We start from the raw sequence: 17,324 nt of genomic DNA on the forward strand, positions 1-17,324 counted from the left end.
GCGTCATCGGGGAGTCACTGACGATGCTTGCAGTTGAGCAGCAACATGAGTTGATTGTCGAGTTGATATCAGATTGATTATCAGCAAGACAATAAACGGAACGATCCGTCTTCTCTCATTGCTTTTCCTGCAACAGAATTCAGAACAGGCGTAAACGGTAGATTTTAACGTATTGCATGTTCCCTAAAGATAAATTCGCGCGCGCCGCCTCCCTGTACCGAACCGCCCATCTCTACTGCCACGAGAAATTTCACGGTTCTTCCCGCAAGACCAAGATCCTTTCCGCCGGCGCATTGTTCCTCGGCGCGTTCACCATCGGCGCCGCCGGCTTTGCGCCTGCCGAGCCAGACACCTCCGATGCGCCGGTCCACCCGATCACCAAAGACTTGGCCCTGCCCGACCTGAAACAACAGATCGCGCAACTGGAAGAACGCAACGAGTTCTACGTCAACGAAGAAAAAGTCCGTGCCGGCGACACCCTCGCAACCTTGCTGACCCGCCTCGGCGTCGATGACGACGAAGCCGCCAGCTTCATCAAATCCGATACCCTGGCGCGCACCGTCATGCAGTTGCGCGCCGGCAAGCGCGTCATGGCGCGCACTTCCGAAGAAGGCGAGTTGCAACAGCTGACCGCCACCCTGAGCGATGGCCGCGACGGTCCGATCAACAATTTGCTGATTGAGCGCGACGGCGATAAATTCAAGGCAACGACCGCGCCTGCGGTGCTGGAGCGCCGCGTTGAAATGCGTTCGGGACAGATTCGCTCCTCGCTGTTTGCCGCCACCGACAACGCCCAGATCCCCGACAGCATCGCAACGCAAATCGTCGACATGTTCGCCACCAACATCAACTTCGCGTCGGATCTGCGCCGCGGCGACCGTTTCAACGTGGTGTACGAGACCTTCTACAACAACGGCGAACCGGTACGTACCGGCCGCGTGCTGGCGGGCGAGTTCACCAACGCCGGCAACACCTATCAAGCAGTCTGGTTCGATGAACCCGGCAGCAAGATCGGCGGCGGTTATTACTCTTTCGACGGCAAGTCGCTGAAAAAAGCTTTCCTCAAGTCGCCACTGGCCTTCACGCGTATTTCGTCGGGCTTCTCGATGCGCGTGCATCCCATCCTCGGGATCTGGAAGCAGCACACCGGCGTTGACTTCGCCGCACCGACCGGCACACCGATCCATGCATCAGGTGACGGCGTGGTGGATTTTGTCGGCCAGCAAAACGGCTACGGCAATATCGTTGTGATCAAGCACTGGAGCGGTTATTCCACCGCCTACGGCCACATGAGCCGCTTTGCTTCCGGCCTGCGCAAGGGCGACAAGATAGGCCAGGGCGAAGTGATCGGCTATGTCGGCATGACCGGCTGGGCGACCGGACCGCATCTGCACTACGAATTCCGCGTCAACAACGTGCCGCGCAATCCCCTGTCGGTGGACGTGCCGAACGCGCAACCGCTGGGCGGCAATCAACTGGCGCGCTTTCGTGCGGTGTCGACTGACATGAACCGCCGCCTGTCGCTGCTGCGCCCTGCCGACGGCAACGGCGTGACGCTGGCTTCGCGCTGAACCCCGCCATATCGGGCACAAACCGGGTATAACTCCCGGTACAAAACCGGTGATGGAATCGCTGTAAAATGCAGCGATCCCATCACCGGTTTTTTTATGTCTGCCGATCCCGATCTCCCACGTTCCGCATCCTCTTCCCTATATATCGGCCTGATGTCCGGCACCAGTCTGGACGGCGTCGATGGCGTGCTGGCGTCGTTGCCAGCAGATGGACAGGCGATGGCTACGCTGGCGACGGCTTACGTGCCCTTCTCCGACGATTTGCGCGCGGCGCTGATGGCGCTGCAAGCCAACGGTGAAAACGAATTGCAGCGCGAAGCAATGGCTGCAAATCAGCTGGTCGCGTACTACGCGCAATGCGTCGCCGGGCTGCTGGAAAAGAGTGCGATCCCGGCGGCCTATATCCGCGCCGTCGGCGTGCATGGCCAGACCATCCGCCATCGGCCCGAGCTCGGTTATACGCGCCAGACCAATAATCCTTCGCTGCTGGCGGAGCTGTGCGGCATTGATGTAATTGCCGATTTCCGCAGCCGCGACGTTGCCGCAGGCGGCCAGGGTGCGCCGCTGGTGCCGGCCTTTCATCAGGCCGTGTTCGGCAACGAGGAGCAGGCGCGGGTGGCGGTCAATATCGGCGGTATCAGCAACATCAGCATCCTGCCTGCCGGCAAACTGGAAGCGACATCCGGCTTCGACACCGGTCCGGGAAATGTATTGATGGATGCCTGGATCGCACGTCATCAAGGCCAAAGCTATGATGCAGACGGCGCCTGGGGCGCATCGGGCAAACCCGATGCCGCCTTGCTGAAGGCCTTGCACAGCGAGGCGTACTTTGCGCTGCCGCCGCCCAAGAGCACCGGGCGCGACCTGTTCCATATTGAATGGCTGGATGCGCGACTGGCGGCACACAAGCATCTGTCGCCCGCCGACGTGCAGGCAACGCTGACCGCCTTCACCGCCACTACCATTGCCGATGCAATTCTCAGGCATGCGCCGCAAACCGGTGCCGTGTATGTATGCGGTGGCGGTGCGTATAACGCGTATCTGTTGAAATTACTGGGAGAAGCCTTGTCAGCCGGCGCAGGAAGCGCCATCCCAGTATTGTCCACCGAGGCGCTGGGCATTGCGCCCAATCATGTGGAAGCCCTGGCTTTCGCCTGGCTGGCGCAGCGTTTCTGCCTGCGCTTGCCGGGCAACCTGCCGGCGGTCACCGGCGCGCGCGGCTTGCGCGTGCTGGGCGGACTTTATCCGGCGCAGTAGTTATATTAATTAGTATCGGTAGACTCGACCGCCATCTAAGCGGACCCGGTCACCGACCCGCAGATTATCCGTGCTGTCCTGAGCAAAGCTCTGCATGGAGCCGTCGTTCATGCGTACGCGGATATTGTAGACCTCGCGTCCACCGTGACTCTTCTGCACCTGATTGCCGACCACGCCACCGCCCACGGCACCGGCAACGGTTGCTGCAGTCCGACCCGAGCCGCTGCCGATCTGATTGCCCAGCAGCCCGCCTACCACGCCGCCGACAACCGCTCCGCCGACACCGCTGCTTTGCTGATGGCTGACCTCGATCTCTTCGATCACGCCGGTGCTGGAGTTGGAATACGAAGGCGGCGCATTAGGGCCGCTTGGCGGCGAGCGGTAATCCGGACCGCCCGCGCAACCGTTCAACAATGCAAGCATGCTCAAGCCGACGGCGAGCAGGGAAATGTAATGATGTCGCATGCCAGTGTCCTTTGTGCATTCGTGAATCCGAGAATCCGTGAGTTCGGGAATTTTGGCACCCGTGCGCTCATGGGAGATGCGGATATTGTTGATCGCATCACTCCGGTGCAACATCGGCGAACAACGCAAGTTCCTGTCAGACATCGCCTCACATTAACCGGGCGGGAGCGGGAAATACCGGGTGAAAAGGCTGTCTGTTCCTGCGCTCTGGCATCCTTCCAGCGCGCCACAATAGGCTGTCCACGCATCATGACCGACAATCGTGACCGAAGTATCATGACCTGGCATCAACGGGAGCTGCAATGCGCATTCTCTGTCGTGCAACAATCGCCCTCTGGAGCGCAGCCTTCCTGCTGCTCTCGCCCTGCTCCCACGCGCAAACCGGCGACGGCAACCAGACCGTGCTGATTGGCGTCATCGGCCCGATGTCCATGCCGCGCGGCCAAAGCTCGCGCGACGCCGCGCAAATGGCCGTGGACCGCATCAATAGCCAGGGCCTGCGGGTCAACGGCAAGAACATCACGCTCAAGCTTTTTGTCGCCGACGACAAAAACGATCTCAATCTTGCCGCCATCGCAGCGCGTTCCGCTGTCGCTGCGGGCGTCGTGGGCGTGATCGGCCATCTCACCACGGACGCCAGCATCGCCACCGCGCGCATCTACAACGACGCGGGCATCCCGCAGATGTCGCCGACCGCCGCCGGACGGGAGTTCACGCTATTGGGCTATTCCACCATCTTCCAGATGCTCGGCCATAGCGACTACACCGCGCAGTATCTGGCGGAAACCGCGATCAAGGTCCTGCGCGCCAGGCGCATCATGCTGGTCGACAATGACACGATCCTCGGCAAGGCGCTGGCAAAAAGCTTCACCACCGCGGTCGTACGCCTGGGAGGCTCCATCGTCGAGACCGACCGGATCAACGTCAAGAGTTCGGATTTCAACACCACCATGTCGAAGATCCGGAACAGCGACGCCGACCTGGTGTTTTTCGCCGGCGTGGTGCCGCAAAGCATTGCCTTCGCCACGCGTCTGCAGCAACTGGGATTGCGCACCAAGCTGCTGCTGGCGGGCGGCGCGATCAATCCCGATTTTCCCCGCAAGACGGAGGAATATCCCGACGGCACGCTGGTGCTGGTGAATGGTTATCCGGTCGAGCGCGCGCCGGATTTCAAGCGGCTGGAGAAACAGTACCGCGACAAATACAGTTCGCCGCTGATCCCGCAATCATGGTTCGCCTACGATGCGGTCGCCATGCTGGCCGAAGCCATGAAGCGCACCGACTCGCTCAATCCGCGCCTGCTGGTGTCGGCCTTGCATCAGATGAAGTTCAGCGGCATGTCGGGGCCGGTTTCGTTCACCACCGACGGCAGCGCCGAGAATCCGCGCTACACGCTCTATCGCGCCGAACAACAAGTCTGGAAAACGCTCAATACCTTGCCGTAGCGGCCTGGCGAATGCACATGCGCGGCGAGAGCGGGAGCGCGATCAGTTCAGCCAGCCGCGCCGGCGGAAGTACCAGAACGGCGCGATCGCCGAGCCAACCATCATGACGATCGCCAGCGGATAGCCGCCGCCCCAATGCAGTTCGGGCATCCATTCAAAGTTCATACCGTAAATACTGGCGATCAGTGTCGGCGGCAGGAAGGCGACCGAGGCCACCGAGAAGATCTTGATGATCTTGTTCTGGTTGATGTTGATGAAACCGACGGTGGCGTCCATCAGGAAGTTGATCTTGTCGAACAGGAAGGCGGTGTGGCCGTCCAGTGACTCGATGTCGCGCAGGATCTGGCGCGCGTCTTCGAACTGTTCCGAACTCAGCAGGCGGCCGCGCATCAGGAAGCTCACGGCGCGGCGCGTATCCATCATGTTGCGGCGAATGCGGCCGTTCAGATCTTCCTCATGCGCGATGGTATTGAGAACCTCGGCCGCGGCCTGGTCGGAGAGGCTTTTCTTGAGCACGCTGTGGCTGACCGCTTCCAGTTTCTGGTAGATGCCTTCGAGCGCATCCGCCGAATATTCGGCATCGGTTTCGTACAAGTCGAGCAGGACGTCGCGGTAGTCGCCGATCGAGCCGGGGCGTGAACGCGCGCGCATGCGCACCAGGCGAAATACCGGCAGGTCTTCGGCATGCACTGAGAACAGGATATTGCGCGCCAGGATAAAGGCCACGGTCATGGTGGCCGAGGCGTCGTCTTCGCCTTCGAACAGAAAATCGGTACGCAGATGCAGGTCGCCGTTTTCGGCTTCGAAATAACGGGCGGAGGCTTCGATGTCGCTGAATTCGTCTTCGTCCGGCAGGGTCACGCCGTAGATGCTTTTGACCCAGGCGCGCTCATCGTCGGTCGGCTCGGTCAGGTCGACCCAGACCGGCACGATGTTTTCGAGGTCGCTGCGGCTGTCGATATTGACCTGGTTCAGTCGACCATTCTGCAAAACAAAAACATTAATCATGTGATCTCACTGTCAGGACAAGTCGACTGGACGGATGGTGCTGTAACGGCGCGGTAACAAACCGGTTCCGGCCCCACGAAACGAACGCAAGTGTACGTTCAAGCTTGTCGCCAGGCAAGCGCCGCAAACACAGCGGCCGGCAGTCTCGTTTATTTTCGGGAAGACGGCTTGGCAGCGGGCTTGGCGGGCGGTTTTTCCACCGGTTTCACGGGCGGCAACTCGGCGGCGCCCATGCGCCGCAGGATCAGGCCGGTGCGGTTGGCAAGGTAGGCGGAACCGGGATTCTTGTCGTAGAAGCGTGGACGCGGCAACATCACCGCCAGCCTGGCCGCCTGGCTCGGTCCCAGGTTGGCGGCGCTGGTGTTGTAGTAGTGCAGCGAAGCTGCCTCGGCGCCGAACACGCCGTTGCCCCACTCGACCACGTTGAGGTAAATCTCAAAGATGCGCTGTTTATCCATCAGAAATTCCAGCATATAGGTGATGACGAATTCCTGCGCCTTGCGGACATAGCTGCGCTCGCCGGAGAGAAACAAATTCTTCGCCAGTTGCTGAGTAATGGTGGAACCGCCGGCAACGACCTTGCCTTTCTTGTTATTCTTTTCGTAGGCTTTTTGCAGCGCATCCCAATCCACGCCTTCATGTTCGGAGAAATTGGAGTCTTCCGACGCGATGATGGCGCGCTTGAGGTTGTTGGAGATGCGGTTGTAAGGCACCCAACGGAATTGCAGCTGCGCGTTGGGATTTTTTTCCTGCAGGATGGACAGTTGCTGGCGCATGAAACTGGTCGAATCCGGATTGTGGTCGACCCACCACCAGATCTGCACGAAAAAATACAGTTGCAGCAGCAACACTAGCGTGAGAGGCAACACGATCAGCCACAGGAACAGCTTGCGCAAGAGCTTCATTTTTCTGATGTTTGTTATCGATTGATACAGCGCCCGGTGCCGGGGAATCCTGGAACTACAGCTTCAGTTTTGATTCAGTTGTGCCCGCAAGGAAGCAAATACGTCCGCCGTTTCCGGCCGCACGCCGCGCCATAAGAAGAATGCCTCGGCGGCCTGCTCCACCAGCATGCCCAGGCCATCGCGCGCGACCGCGCCGTGGCGCGCGGCAAACTCCATGAACACCGTCGGCTGCTTGCCGTACATCATGTCGTAAGCCAGCGTCGCCCGTGAAAACACGCTCGCCGGAATCGGCGGCACGTCGGCTGCAAGACTTGCAGACGTCGCGTTGATCACGACATCGAAGGCGCCGGTCAGCTGCGCATATTCTGCTGCGGCCAGATTGCCGTACTCGGCAAATTGCGCCACCAACTCCTGCGCTTTGGCGTGGGTACGGTTGGCCAGTACCAGCTCGGCAGGCTTTTGCTCAAGCAAGGGCAGCAAGGCGCCGCGTGAGGCACCGCCGGCGCCAAGCAGCAGGACCCGCTTCCCGGCCAGCACAACGCCGGCATTCTGGACAATATCCACCACAAGTCCGGCGCCATCGGTGTTGTCCCCGAGGATGCTTCCGCCGTCAAACCTGAGTGTATTGACCGCGCCCGCCAGGCGCGCGCGATCCGTAAGTTGGTCAGCCAGTGCGTGCGCTTCCAGCTTGAAAGGCACAGTGACGTTGGCGCCTTTGCCGCCGTTGGCAATGAACACTTGGACTGCTGCCTTGAAACCTTGCAGCGGCGCCAGCAGACGCTCGTAGCTCAGTTGCTGCGCAGTCTGCGAAGCAAACTGAGCATGGATCTCAGGCGACTTGCTGTGGGCAATCGGATTGCCTATAACGACGTATGCATCCATAGAACTCATTTCATAAATAAGCGTGAGTGCGAGCTTACCCTGTTTGGGATGAAGTGCAAGGCGCGAATCGGGGTCAAGACGCCGAGTCTGGACCCCGATTCATAACGCGGCAATTCGCCCAACAGGCCGCTCCCTGCGGGTTCTTCTCAGAAAGGGCACTGGCAAGGCGTACAACGCGGCCAGTGCCCTTTCTGAGAAGAACGCATCTCATGCTTATTTGTGAAATGAGTTCTAGTCTCTCAGTGCGAACTGCTCATGTCAGTCTGCAAAGTTTCTTCGTGCGTAAAACGAAAACGGGTGATGATTTCCCAGATGTCGTCTTTACTGGTGGTGCGCATGTTGTCCGGGAAGCGGCCGAACGGCGCCGAGCGCCGTACGATCGCCAGCGCCGCACTATCCAGCGCAGCGTTGCCGGAACCGCGCTCGATACGCACGCCGCCTTCCTTATCGTAAATCGTGCCGTCCTGGAAAACCGGGATATAGATCACCAGTTCGCCGTACAGCTTCTTGCCGTCCCGCTGCGGGAAGTTCAGCGTGCCGAGCCGTTCGATCTTTTCCTGCATGGCCTTGTAATACAAGGCGTAGCCGGCCTCGCGGGTGCGCGCGGTGATCTGCGTCTTCTTCGGCCGCTTATTGTATTCCTCAATGTTCTTTGCAACCTCGGCTTCCATGCGCGCCACTGCTTTGGCGGTGTCCAGCAAGTCCTTGGCGTTGATCTGCGGCGTGACTTCCTTCGGCTTCTCGCGCTCAGGCGTGGCGACGGTCTGCGTGGTCTTGTTCATCTGCGACAAAATCTTCTGCTGCTGCGCTTCCAGCTCGGCCACCTTGCGCTGCGCCGCTTTGACGCTGTCGCCGTTCTCGACTTTGCGCATGTCCGGCAACGGCGACTTGGCGCGGCCTTCGTTGGCATTGCCGCCGCCGTCCAGATTGGCTTGCGCGATGGCCTCGGCCTTGACCGGAGCCTTGTCGTGCTTGGCGTTGACCAGGATCACTTCCAGCCCCGGGTCGGCAGGCTTGAGCCTGAACGCATCCGGCGCGGCGAAGTGCACACCCAGCAGGACCGCGTGGATCACGACGGAGCCGGCCAGAGCAATGGTCAGGAAGCGATTGTCGGCAAAAGATTTCACAGGCACATCAATACATGAAAACCGCGATTTTACGCCAAAGCCGGGGTCATTCCGCAGCCGGGACAGGGGTGGCGCCGGCCGCCTCGCCACTGCCGGTGTTTTCAGCGTTTTCGGCCGACTCTTTCTTCCCTTCGGCCGCTGCCTCGGCATCTTCTACTGCTGCATCTTCCATGCCTTGCAGCAGGGCTTCGTCTTCTTCATCCATCGGCTCGGCATCAGCAGGCTGCTGCGCGGTCGGAATCTCCAGCAGACGCGCTTCCACGGTCAGATCGACTTCATCCCAGCGCAGCAAATCCAGTTTGACTTGCAAACCGCGCGCGACCTGCGGCATGCCAGGCAGACGAATCACCAGCGGAATATCGACCAGACGCAGGATTTCGTCCTTGAGCACCACGGCGTCGACCTGACGCGCTTGCTCCTGCGCCAACCAGCGCAAGCACCAGTACCGCTCCATGCCCGACTGGAAGTCGGCATAGCCGGAGTAGGCCGAATCGAATGCAGAAACGATGGCGAACAGGTCAGCGTCGCGCGGCTTGAACGGCGCCGCCAGCGGCGCGGTGACGCCGTGCTCCAGGCAAGCCAGGATCTGCCACTGATTGACCAGGTCGGTATAGCGGCGCAGCGGCGAGGTGCTCCACGCATATTGATCGACACCCAGGCCCTGATGCGGCGCGGCGTGCGTAACCATACGCACCTGCATCTTGGCGGCCCAGCCGCCGGCACCGCCGCCTTGCGCGCGATAGATACCCGGCACGCCGTGATCAGCCATGAACTTGCCCCAGGTGCTGTTGGCGAAGATCATCAGTTCGGCGACGATCTTGTCCAGCGGCGCACCGCGCTTGCGGCGCGTGATGGTGACCACGTCGTTGTCGACGTAGAAGTTGAAATCGACGCGGTTGTTCTGTTCCGGACGCAAGCCGAAGCTTTCGCGCTTGGCCATGCGGCCCTGCTCCAGCACCTGCACCCATTGCCACAGCAGGCTGATGTCGTCCTTATGCGGATACTCGCCGCTGTTGTCGGCCAGCGCTTCTTCGGTGACCAGCGCATCCAGATCGTTGTGGCGCAGGTTGGCGGAAATCGGCACGATCTCGGCGCGCGTCTCGGTGGAGATCACGCTCCAGTCCGCCGGATCGAGCGTGGCGTACAGCGACAGCGCGGGACAGTTCTTGCCTTCGTCGAGCGTAAAAGCTTCGACCAGCGAATCGGGCAGCATGGTGATCTTTTCACCAGGCATGTACACCGTCGACATCCGTTGGCGCGCCATGGCGTCGAGCGCGTCGTCGCGCTTGATGCCCAGACCGGGTGCGGCGATGTGGATACCGACGCGCACCTTGCCGTCCGCCAGTCTGACGACCGACAGGGCATCGTCAATTTCGGTCGTGGTGACGTCATCGATGGAGAAGGCCTGCACGTCCGCCAGCGGCAGATCAGCGGGCACCGCAGGAATCGTCACCTCAGGGAAGCCGCTGCCCTTGGGGAAGAATTCGAACAGGAATTTGGCGTAATGCAGATCCTTGGGCGAGGCCAGACCGCCGGTCGACAGCATCAGACGCTGCGGCGTGGTTTGCAATTCCCTGCAGGCGGTGTCGAGCGCCTTGAATTCGATACCGTTCTTGTCGGGACGGAACAGCAATTGCAACGCCATAGTCTTGAACGACTCGGGCAATTTGCCGGCCTTCAGCTCTTCAACGTATTGCGCCTGCACCAGCGCTTGCTGCTTCTTCTTTTCCACGCCGGCCAGCGCGGCCTGCAACGAAGCGACCGGCGCCGCCTTGTAACGGCCCTTGCCCTTGCGGTAAAAATAGATCGGCGCCGAATGCAGGCGCACCAGCAAACCTGCGGCCTCATGCGGCAGCGGCGCATGGCCGAAATATTCGGCGCCCAGCTCGGCAAAGCCGAACTCTTCTTCACCCGCGACTTCCCACAGGAAGTCGAGGTCGATGTCCTGCGCGACGGCTTGGGCGTCTTCCAGCAACTTGGCCGGGCTGGGCGAGGCGAACTGCAGCATCACGTCCTTGGACTTGACCTTGCTGCGCTTGCCCGATGCCATTTCGACCTGATAGGCCTCGCCTTGCTGCGACAGCACGGCGCCAGCCTTGAAATCACCGGATTCTTCAAAAAATAAATTCATCGATTGTTGCTTACATATTCAATGCCATCAGCTTGCTGAGGGCGGGTAAAAAAACATCGGTCACCAGCATGAGGCTGCCATGACGACGAAACAGTGAACGGCGCGCATACAGTGGCAACTGCGAGGGCGACCGGGAATGGAGATCAACCACCCTGCCGATGCGGCGGACCAGTGGGTGATTGGCATGCAGACGCGCATATTGCAGCGGCGCGCGCGTGACCAGCGGATCGGAAAACAAGCTCGCGCCCAACGGCCGCACACCCAGGCGGCGGAAAAACGGCCAAGCCGACGCCGATGCCAGTGGCGTCACGGTATGACCGAAAATAACCGGCTCGCCGTCGCAGTACAAAATCACGTCGCGCTCTTCGACAGGCTGGCGCGGCGTCGCCAGGCCGAGGAATCCGGCTTCATCCGGTTGCGCATTGCCGGGGCGCTGCTGCATGCGCAACACCCGCAACTCATTGCAGCGAGCACGCAGCTTGAAAGTCATCGAACCGGGATCCGTCAGCCAGGAGCGCAGCAACGGCGCCGGCTGCAGCGCATTCGCATGGTCGAACCAATGCGCGTGAGACATCTTCATCATCAGCTTAGCGCCTCGCCGCCGGCTTGCAAGGCATTCGGCGCATTCAGTGGGGCGATGCCGCAAAACGCCAGCACATCGTCGGCATAATCGGCGAATTCGCTGATGCCATGGTCGCTGCCCTGGATCACGATTTGCCTGGCGCCGGGATAATGCGCCGTCATCTCACGCCAGTCCAGTACTTCGTCGCCGGTGGCGGCGATCAGGAAATAGCGTTCCGGACGGGTAATCTTGTCCACGGCCAGGGCGCGCAACTCGTCGATGTAGGCGTGCTTGAATTCGAAGGGTTCGTCGGAATGGTATTGCGTGGTGACGCCGACGTAGGACTCCAGATCGCGCGGCGGCTTGACGGCCGGATTGAGCAGGACGGCGCGGCAACCCAACTGCTCGGCCAGCCAGGTCGCATAAAAACCGCCCAGCGACGAACCGACCACCGTCAGTTGTTCGGTCAACTGCTCAGCCGGAAATTGCTGCGCGAATTGTTCAACATAAGCCAGCGCCAGCTTGATTGCGGCAGCCGGCGAGGCCGGCAGTTGCGGGCAGTAGTACTCCGGCAAGCGTCCCAACGCCTGCAGACGTTCGGCCATGTGGCGCGCCTTGAACGATTGCGGCGACGAACGGAAACCGTGCAGATACAAAATCATGCCAGCGCGTCCAGCAATTTCTGATGGATACCGCCGAAGCCGCCGTTGCTCATGACCAGCACGTGGTCGCCCGGGCGCGCGGCCTGCCTGATCGCCTGCACCAGTGCACCAAGATCGTCAAAGGCCTGCGCCTTGTCGCCCAGCGGCGACAACGCTTGCGCCAGATCCCAACCCAATGCTTCCTTGCCGCTGCCCTTGGCGCCGTAACCGAACACCAGATCGGCTTCGGTCAGGCTGGCGGGCAAGGCGTCTTTCATGGTGCCCAGCTTCATCGTGTTGGAACGCGGCTCCAGCACGGCCAGGATGCGCGCCGCACCGATCTTCTTGCGCAGACCGGCCACCGTGGTGGTGATCGCGGTCGGATGATGGGCGAAGTCGTCGTAGACGGCGATGTTGTTGACGGTGCCGCGCAGCTCCATGCGGCGCTTGACGTTTTCGAACTTTTCCAGCGCGGCGATCGCCTGCGCTGCCGGCACGCCGACGTGACGCGCGGCGGCAATCGCTGCCAACGCGTTCATGCGGTTGTGCTCGCCGGTCAGCGACCAGCGCACGGTGCCTTGCTGTTCGCCGTTGAAGGCGATGTCGAAACTGCCGTCGTCATGGGTCTGGAGCGACCAGCCTTTCTCTCCGGCATCGACGCCGAAATTCTCGTGTTCGCTCCAGCATCCGCGCGCAATCACGCGCTCCAGCGCCGGCTCGCGGCCGTTGACGACAAGGCGGCCGATGCCGGGCACGGTACGCACCAAGTGGTGGAATTGCGTCTCGATGGCCGCCAGATCCGGGAAGATGTCGGCGTGATCGTATTCGAGATTGTTCAGGATCGCGGTCTTGGCGTGGTAGTGCACGAACTTGCTGCGCTTGTCGAAGAAGGCGGTGTCGTACTCATCGGCTTCGATGACGAAGAAGATCGAGTCTTCTTTTTTGCCATTTTTTTCACCTGACAAGCGCGCCGAAATGCCGAAGTTCATCGGCACGCCGCCGATCAGAAAGCCCGGCGCGTAGCCGCAGTCTTCCAGGATCCAGGCCAGCATGGCGGAAGTGGTGGTCTTGCCGTGCGTACCGGCCACCGCCAGCACCCATTTGTCCTGCAGGATGTGATTGCCCATCCATTCCGGCCCCGACACGTAAGGCAGACCGCGGTTGAGGATTTCTTCCATCAGCGGATTGCCGCGCGACACCACGTTGCCGATGACGAACAGATCGGGTTGCAACTTGACTTGCTCGGGATCAAAACCCTGGATCAACTCGATACCCTGAGCTTCCAGCTGCGTGCTCATGGGCGGGTAGACATTGGCGTCGCATCCGGTGACCTTGTGACCGGCTTCTTTCGCCAGTACCGCCAGGCCGCCCATGAAGGTGCCGCAAATGCCGAGGATATGAATATGCATAGTGAATCTTGATAAGGAATCCCGAGATTTTACCTGAGCGGAGGGCCTCGTCGGGCGATAACTACAAGCTCAGAGTATTATTGCGGCCATGCATCAGACCGACATCGAACTCTTACGCTCAGAAATCGCCGCCGCGGCAGCCCGCATGATTGCCGAGGACGGCGCCGACTACGCCACCGCCAAGCGCAAGGCGGCGCGCCAGATTCTGGGCGACAACAAGACCCGCGGCGACGTCCTGCCCGATAACGCGCAGATCGAAGAAGAAGTCCGCCTGTATAACGAACTGTTCTTCGGCGAGACCCAGCCAGCCCGTTTATTGCATTTGCGCCAACTGGCGGTGCAATTGATGGAGGAACTCGCGCGCTTCAATCCTTATCTGACCGGAGCGGTGCTCAACGGCACTGCCGGTGAACACTCCGATATCCATTTGCAATTATTTACATCGAGCGCAAAGGATGTCGAAATTTATCTTTTGAACAAGAACGTCAACTTCGACGTCAGCGAAAGTACGCATTTCAAAGGCCGGCACGAACCCGTGGAAACGTTGAGCTATCTGCTGCCGCAACGGGGCGCCGCGCCGGAAGGCGTGCATCTGGCGGTGTATGATGTCGACGACTTGCGCGGCGGCATCAAGACCGCGCCCGGCAAACGCGCCGAACGTGCTGATATCGATGCGGTACGCCGCCTGATCATGGAAGAAAGCTGATGAAGACGCGAAACATATTGCTGTTTATCCTGGTTGCCGCCATTGCCGCCGGCGTCGGCATGTACACCAGCCATAAACAAAACCAGCCAGTACCGCAGACGCCTGAGGCGAAAGCCGTCGCCAATCTGTTCGCGCAGACCATGCCAGACGTTGCCGGCAAACCGCAGGCCTTGTCGCAATGGAAAGGCAAGCCGGTCATCATCAACTTCTGGGCCACCTGGTGTGCGCCTTGCGTGGAAGAAATGCCCGAGCTGGCCGCATTGCAGGCAGAAGTCGCACCGGTGCAAATTATCGGCATCGGCGTCGATTCCCAGGAGAACATCGCCCAGTTTGCAGAAAAATTCCATATCTATTATCCTCTCTACGTTGCCGGGACCGGCGCCACCGATTTGCTGCGGCAATTCGGCAATCAGGCTGGCGGCCTCCCCTTCACCGTTCTGGTGGGACTGGACGGAAACCTCAAAAAGGTCTATCTTGGGCGCCTGAATTTTGACGAGCTGCGCCGCGACCTGGCCTCCCTCAAAAACATGTAATTAAAGTTTTTCTTGCCAAATGAAGGCATTTGACGGCAAAATGCGCGCATCGTCGTCAAACGGAGCTTTATCTCCATGGCAATAAACCTTCTCCTCCTCAATGGACCCAACCTGAATTTGCTGGGTACCCGGGAGCCTGAAGTCTACGGATCCACCACCCTGGCAGACATCGAGCAGCGCGCGGCTTTGCAGGCCAGCAAAGCCGGTGCGGCTCTCCACGCTTTCCAAAGCAACCATGAAGGCGCACTCATCGACCGCATTCATGCCGCCAAAAAAGAAGGTGTCGACGCCATCGTGATCAACCCGGCAGGTCTGACCCACACCAGCGTCGCATTGCGCGATGCGCTGGCCGGCGTGGCGATTCCGTTTGTGGAAGTGCATATTTCCAATATTCATCAGCGCGAAGAGTTTCGCCATTTTTCATACCTGTCCGGTATTGCCAAGGCCGTGCTGTGCGGCTTCGGCGTCGACGGCTACCGTCTGGCAATTGATTACCTGCTCCAGCAGCCATAAGGACACTACCCCGATTTTCCGGCCGGCATCGCCGCGTGGCATTCAGAAATTCAGCGCCAGGCGTTGAACATGAGACGATGCCGGCCTGTTTAACTTGTTATAGCTGTTTTGTTATATCTATTATTACTACTGAGGAATTCACATGGATTTACGGAAACTCAAAACCTTGATCGATCTGGTCGCTGAATCGGATATCGAGGAACTGGAAGTCACCGAAGGCGAAAGCAAGGTTCGCATCGTCAAATCGTCGGCGACGCCGCAAAATCAGGTCGTGATGATGCAGCCGCAAGCTGCCTACCCGCAAACTGTGCACGCCGGCGCACCTGCGCCAGTAGCGGCGCCGGTTGCTGCACCTGCCGCTCCGGCTGCACCGGAAGGCCATATCGTCAAATCGCCGATGGTCGGCACCTTCTACCGCTCCTCCGCTCCGGGCGCTCCGGCATTCGTCGAAGTCGGCAAGGAAGTCAAGGAAGGCGACACCATCTGCATCATTGAAGCAATGAAGCTGTTGAACGAAATCGACGCCGACAAAGCCGGCGTGATCAAGCAAATCCTGGTTGAAAACGGCCAACCGGTCGAATTCGGTCAACCTCTGTTCGTAATCGGCTAAATCCTGCCAGAATGCGGATGGATGGCCTGTAGTTTCACTGAGCCCGGCAATACTTGATGGCGCTCAACTGCAGGCCCGCACTGGAATCTTTTCCATGTGCTCCATCCATGGCGGATCTGGTTACCTGTATGTAAACGCTTGACTCTTGGCGACGCACATTTCCTCTTATGTTTGAAAAAATCCTTATCGCCAATCGTGGCGAAATCGCTCTCCGTATCCAGCGCGCATGCCGTGAAATGGGTATCAAGACCGTGGTCGTGCACTCCGAGGCGGACCGCGAGGCGAAATACGTCAAGCTGGCGGATGAATCGGTCTGTATCGGACCCGCTCCTTCCGCGCTCAGCTACCTGAACATGCCGGCGATCATCAGCGCGGCCGAAGTCACCGACGCGCAAGCGATCCACCCGGGCTACGGCTTCCTGTCCGAAAACGCCGACTTCGCAGAACGCGTTGAGAAATCCGGCTTCGTCTTCATCGGCCCGCGTCCTGAAAACATCCGCATGATGGGCGACAAGGTCTCGGCCAAGCAGGCCATGATCCGCGCCGGCGTGCCGTGCGTGCCTGGTTCGGAAGGCGCCTTGCCGGACAATCCGAAGGAAATCGTGCAGATCGCACGCAAGATCGGCTACCCGGTCATCATCAAGGCAGCAGGCGGCGGCGGTGGCCGCGGCATGCGCGTGGTGCATACCGAAGCAGCGCTGATCAACGCCGTGACCATGACCAAGACGGAAGCCGGCGCAGCCTTCGGCAATCCGGAAGTCTATATGGAAAAGTACCTGGAAAATCCGCGCCACGTGGAAATCCAGATCCTCGCCGACGAACACAAGCAAGCCATCTGGCTGGGCGAGCGCGATTGCTCCATGCAGCGCCGCCACCAGAAGGTCATCGAGGAAGCTCCGGCACCGGGCATCCCACGCAAGATCATCGAAAAAATCGGTGAGCGTTGCGCCGAAGCCTGCCGCAAGATGAACTACCGCGGCGCCGGCACCTTCGAATTCCTGTACGAAAACGAAGAGTTCTACTTCATCGAAATGAACACCCGCGTGCAGGTCGAACATCCGGTCACAGAAATGATCACCGGCGTCGACATCGTGCAGGAACAGATCCGCATCGCCTTCGGCGAGAAGCTGCGCTATCGCCAGCGCGATATCGAACTGAAGGGCCACGCGATCGAGTGCCGCATCAATGCGGAAGATCCGTTCAAGTTCACCCCGTCGCCAGGCCGCCTGACGGCATGGCATGTGCCGGGCGGTCCCGGTATTCGCGTCGATTCGCACGCTTACGCCGGTTACTTCGTCCCGCCGAACTACGATTCGATGGTGGGCAAGGTGATCTCCTACGGTTCGACCCGCGAGCAGGCCATCCGCCGCATGCAGATCGCGCTGTCGGAAATGGTGGTCGAAGGCATTTCGACCAACATCCCGCTGCATCGTGAACTGATGGTGGACGCCCGCTTCATCGAAGGCGGCACCAACATCCATTATCTCGAGCACAAACTGGCGGAGCGCCCAACCGCGCCATCGGCAGAAAAACCGGCAAAGAAGTAAGTTGAAGAAGTA

The 17,324-nt window shown here is 60.0% G+C and carries 17 protein-coding genes; 8 read left to right on the plus strand and 9 right to left on the minus strand.

All coding sequences use genetic code 11. The annotated features are described in order from the left end of the window. The first annotated feature begins 176 nt into the window (after positions 1–176). Both AC1RN6_RS15585 and AC1RN6_RS15590 read left to right on the plus strand, forming a co-directional pair. On the plus strand, positions 177–1,571 hold the full coding sequence (locus tag AC1RN6_RS15585; RefSeq protein WP_493006346.1) for a peptidoglycan DD-metalloendopeptidase family protein: 1,395 nt from the start codon (positions 177–179) through the stop codon (positions 1,569–1,571). Between the two features lie 96 nt (positions 1,572–1,667). Beyond that, a complete protein-coding gene (locus tag AC1RN6_RS15590) occupies positions 1,668–2,828 on the plus strand; it encodes an anhydro-N-acetylmuramic acid kinase (RefSeq protein WP_493006347.1) in 1,161 nt (386 codons plus the stop codon). Between the two features lie 9 nt (positions 2,829–2,837). On the opposite strand, the gene AC1RN6_RS15595 is transcribed toward AC1RN6_RS15590, so the two are convergent. Beyond that, complete coding sequence (locus AC1RN6_RS15595; RefSeq protein WP_493006348.1) at positions 2,838–3,293, minus strand: glycine zipper 2TM domain-containing protein; 456 nt, start codon at positions 3,291–3,293, stop codon at positions 2,838–2,840. 302 nt (positions 3,294–3,595) lie between these two features. Between AC1RN6_RS15595 and AC1RN6_RS15600 the strand changes: the two genes are divergently transcribed. Beyond that, on the plus strand, positions 3,596–4,738 hold the full coding sequence (locus AC1RN6_RS15600; RefSeq protein WP_493006349.1) for a branched-chain amino acid ABC transporter substrate-binding protein: 1,143 nt from the start codon (positions 3,596–3,598) through the stop codon (positions 4,736–4,738). 42 nt (positions 4,739–4,780) lie between these two features. Here AC1RN6_RS15600 and corA read toward each other — a convergent pair whose 3' ends face one another. From corA to mpl, 8 genes are all read right to left on the minus strand, one after another. Further along, positions 4,781–5,746, minus strand: coding sequence for a magnesium/cobalt transporter CorA (corA, locus tag AC1RN6_RS15605; RefSeq protein ID WP_493006350.1), 966 nt, complete (start codon positions 5,744–5,746; stop codon positions 4,781–4,783). A gap of 149 nt (positions 5,747–5,895) precedes the next feature. Beyond that, positions 5,896–6,651, minus strand: coding sequence for a monofunctional biosynthetic peptidoglycan transglycosylase (gene mtgA, locus AC1RN6_RS15610; protein WP_493006351.1), 756 nt, complete (start codon positions 6,649–6,651; stop codon positions 5,896–5,898). Positions 6,652–6,714: 63 nt separating this feature from the next. Then, complete coding sequence (gene aroE, locus AC1RN6_RS15615; RefSeq protein WP_493006352.1) at positions 6,715–7,533, minus strand: shikimate dehydrogenase; 819 nt, start codon at positions 7,531–7,533, stop codon at positions 6,715–6,717. A 239-nt stretch (positions 7,534–7,772) separates the two neighbouring features. Next, entirely contained in the window at positions 7,773–8,660 is an 888-nt protein-coding gene (locus AC1RN6_RS15620; protein ID WP_493006353.1) for a TonB C-terminal domain-containing protein, read from the minus strand. 46 nt (positions 8,661–8,706) lie between these two features. Beyond that, complete coding sequence (locus AC1RN6_RS15625) at positions 8,707–10,791, minus strand: ribonuclease catalytic domain-containing protein (RefSeq protein ID WP_493006354.1); 2,085 nt, start codon at positions 10,789–10,791, stop codon at positions 8,707–8,709. 10 nt (positions 10,792–10,801) lie between these two features. Continuing rightward, positions 10,802–11,374: a chorismate--pyruvate lyase family protein gene (locus AC1RN6_RS15630; RefSeq protein WP_493006355.1), complete on the minus strand. Its 573-nt coding sequence runs from the start codon at positions 11,372–11,374 to the stop codon at positions 10,802–10,804. Further along, a complete protein-coding gene (locus AC1RN6_RS15635) occupies positions 11,374–12,015 on the minus strand; it encodes a YqiA/YcfP family alpha/beta fold hydrolase (RefSeq protein ID WP_493006356.1) in 642 nt (213 codons plus the stop codon). The genes AC1RN6_RS15630 and AC1RN6_RS15635 overlap by 1 nt, the downstream gene beginning before the upstream one ends. After that, entirely contained in the window at positions 12,012–13,403 is a 1,392-nt protein-coding gene (gene mpl / locus AC1RN6_RS15640; protein ID WP_493006357.1) for a UDP-N-acetylmuramate:L-alanyl-gamma-D-glutamyl-meso-diaminopimelate ligase, read from the minus strand. Before mpl ends, AC1RN6_RS15635 begins: the two co-directional genes overlap by 4 nt. 88 nt (positions 13,404–13,491) lie before the next feature. Between mpl and AC1RN6_RS15645 the strand changes: the two genes are divergently transcribed. From AC1RN6_RS15645 to accC, 5 genes are all read left to right on the plus strand, one after another. Next, positions 13,492–14,109: a hypothetical protein gene (locus AC1RN6_RS15645; protein WP_493006359.1), complete on the plus strand. Its 618-nt coding sequence runs from the start codon at positions 13,492–13,494 to the stop codon at positions 14,107–14,109. After that, positions 14,109–14,642, plus strand: coding sequence for a TlpA family protein disulfide reductase (locus AC1RN6_RS15650; protein ID WP_083444764.1), 534 nt, complete (start codon positions 14,109–14,111; stop codon positions 14,640–14,642). The genes AC1RN6_RS15645 and AC1RN6_RS15650 overlap by 1 nt, the downstream gene beginning before the upstream one ends. Before the next feature lie 75 nt (positions 14,643–14,717). Further along, positions 14,718–15,155, plus strand: a complete 438-nt coding sequence (aroQ, locus tag AC1RN6_RS15655) for a type II 3-dehydroquinate dehydratase (RefSeq protein ID WP_493006361.1) — start codon at positions 14,718–14,720, stop codon at positions 15,153–15,155. Between the two features lie 142 nt (positions 15,156–15,297). Further along, positions 15,298–15,765 (plus strand): acetyl-CoA carboxylase biotin carboxyl carrier protein, encoded by a 468-nt coding sequence (gene accB, locus AC1RN6_RS15660; RefSeq protein WP_493006362.1) that lies wholly within the window; start codon positions 15,298–15,300, stop codon positions 15,763–15,765. 167 nt (positions 15,766–15,932) lie between these two features. Beyond that, entirely contained in the window at positions 15,933–17,312 is a 1,380-nt protein-coding gene (accC, locus tag AC1RN6_RS15665; RefSeq protein WP_493006363.1) for an acetyl-CoA carboxylase biotin carboxylase subunit, read from the plus strand. The last annotated feature ends 12 nt before the right edge of the window (positions 17,313–17,324 follow it).

It is taken from the genome of Herbaspirillum sp. GW822-FHT03A08, assembly GCF_058801885.1.

Coding starts and splice junctions, on each gene's coding strand:
- AC1RN6_RS15595 (WP_493006348.1), bottom strand. CDS start 3,293: ATGCGACATCATTACATTTCCCTGCTCGCCGTCGGCTTGAGCATGCTT.
- aroQ (WP_493006361.1), top strand. CDS start 14,718: ATGGCAATAAACCTTCTCCTCCTCAATGGACCCAACCTGAATTTGCTG.
- mpl (WP_493006357.1), bottom strand. CDS start 13,403: ATGCATATTCATATCCTCGGCATTTGCGGCACCTTCATGGGCGGCCTG.
- AC1RN6_RS15590 (WP_493006347.1), top strand. CDS start 1,668: ATGTCTGCCGATCCCGATCTCCCACGTTCCGCATCCTCTTCCCTATAT.
- AC1RN6_RS15600 (WP_493006349.1), top strand. CDS start 3,596: ATGCGCATTCTCTGTCGTGCAACAATCGCCCTCTGGAGCGCAGCCTTC.
- aroE (WP_493006352.1), bottom strand. CDS start 7,533: ATGGATGCATACGTCGTTATAGGCAATCCGATTGCCCACAGCAAGTCG.
- AC1RN6_RS15645 (WP_493006359.1), top strand. CDS start 13,492: ATGCATCAGACCGACATCGAACTCTTACGCTCAGAAATCGCCGCCGCG.
- AC1RN6_RS15650 (WP_083444764.1), top strand. CDS start 14,109: ATGAAGACGCGAAACATATTGCTGTTTATCCTGGTTGCCGCCATTGCC.
- corA (WP_493006350.1), bottom strand. CDS start 5,746: ATGATTAATGTTTTTGTTTTGCAGAATGGTCGACTGAACCAGGTCAAT.
- accC (WP_493006363.1), top strand. CDS start 15,933: ATGTTTGAAAAAATCCTTATCGCCAATCGTGGCGAAATCGCTCTCCGT.
- AC1RN6_RS15585 (WP_493006346.1), top strand. CDS start 177: ATGTTCCCTAAAGATAAATTCGCGCGCGCCGCCTCCCTGTACCGAACC.
- mtgA (WP_493006351.1), bottom strand. CDS start 6,651: ATGAAGCTCTTGCGCAAGCTGTTCCTGTGGCTGATCGTGTTGCCTCTC.
- AC1RN6_RS15630 (WP_493006355.1), bottom strand. CDS start 11,374: ATGATGAAGATGTCTCACGCGCATTGGTTCGACCATGCGAATGCGCTG.
- AC1RN6_RS15625 (WP_493006354.1), bottom strand. CDS start 10,791: ATGAATTTATTTTTTGAAGAATCCGGTGATTTCAAGGCTGGCGCCGTG.
- accB (WP_493006362.1), top strand. CDS start 15,298: ATGGATTTACGGAAACTCAAAACCTTGATCGATCTGGTCGCTGAATCG.
- AC1RN6_RS15635 (WP_493006356.1), bottom strand. CDS start 12,015: ATGATTTTGTATCTGCACGGTTTCCGTTCGTCGCCGCAATCGTTCAAG.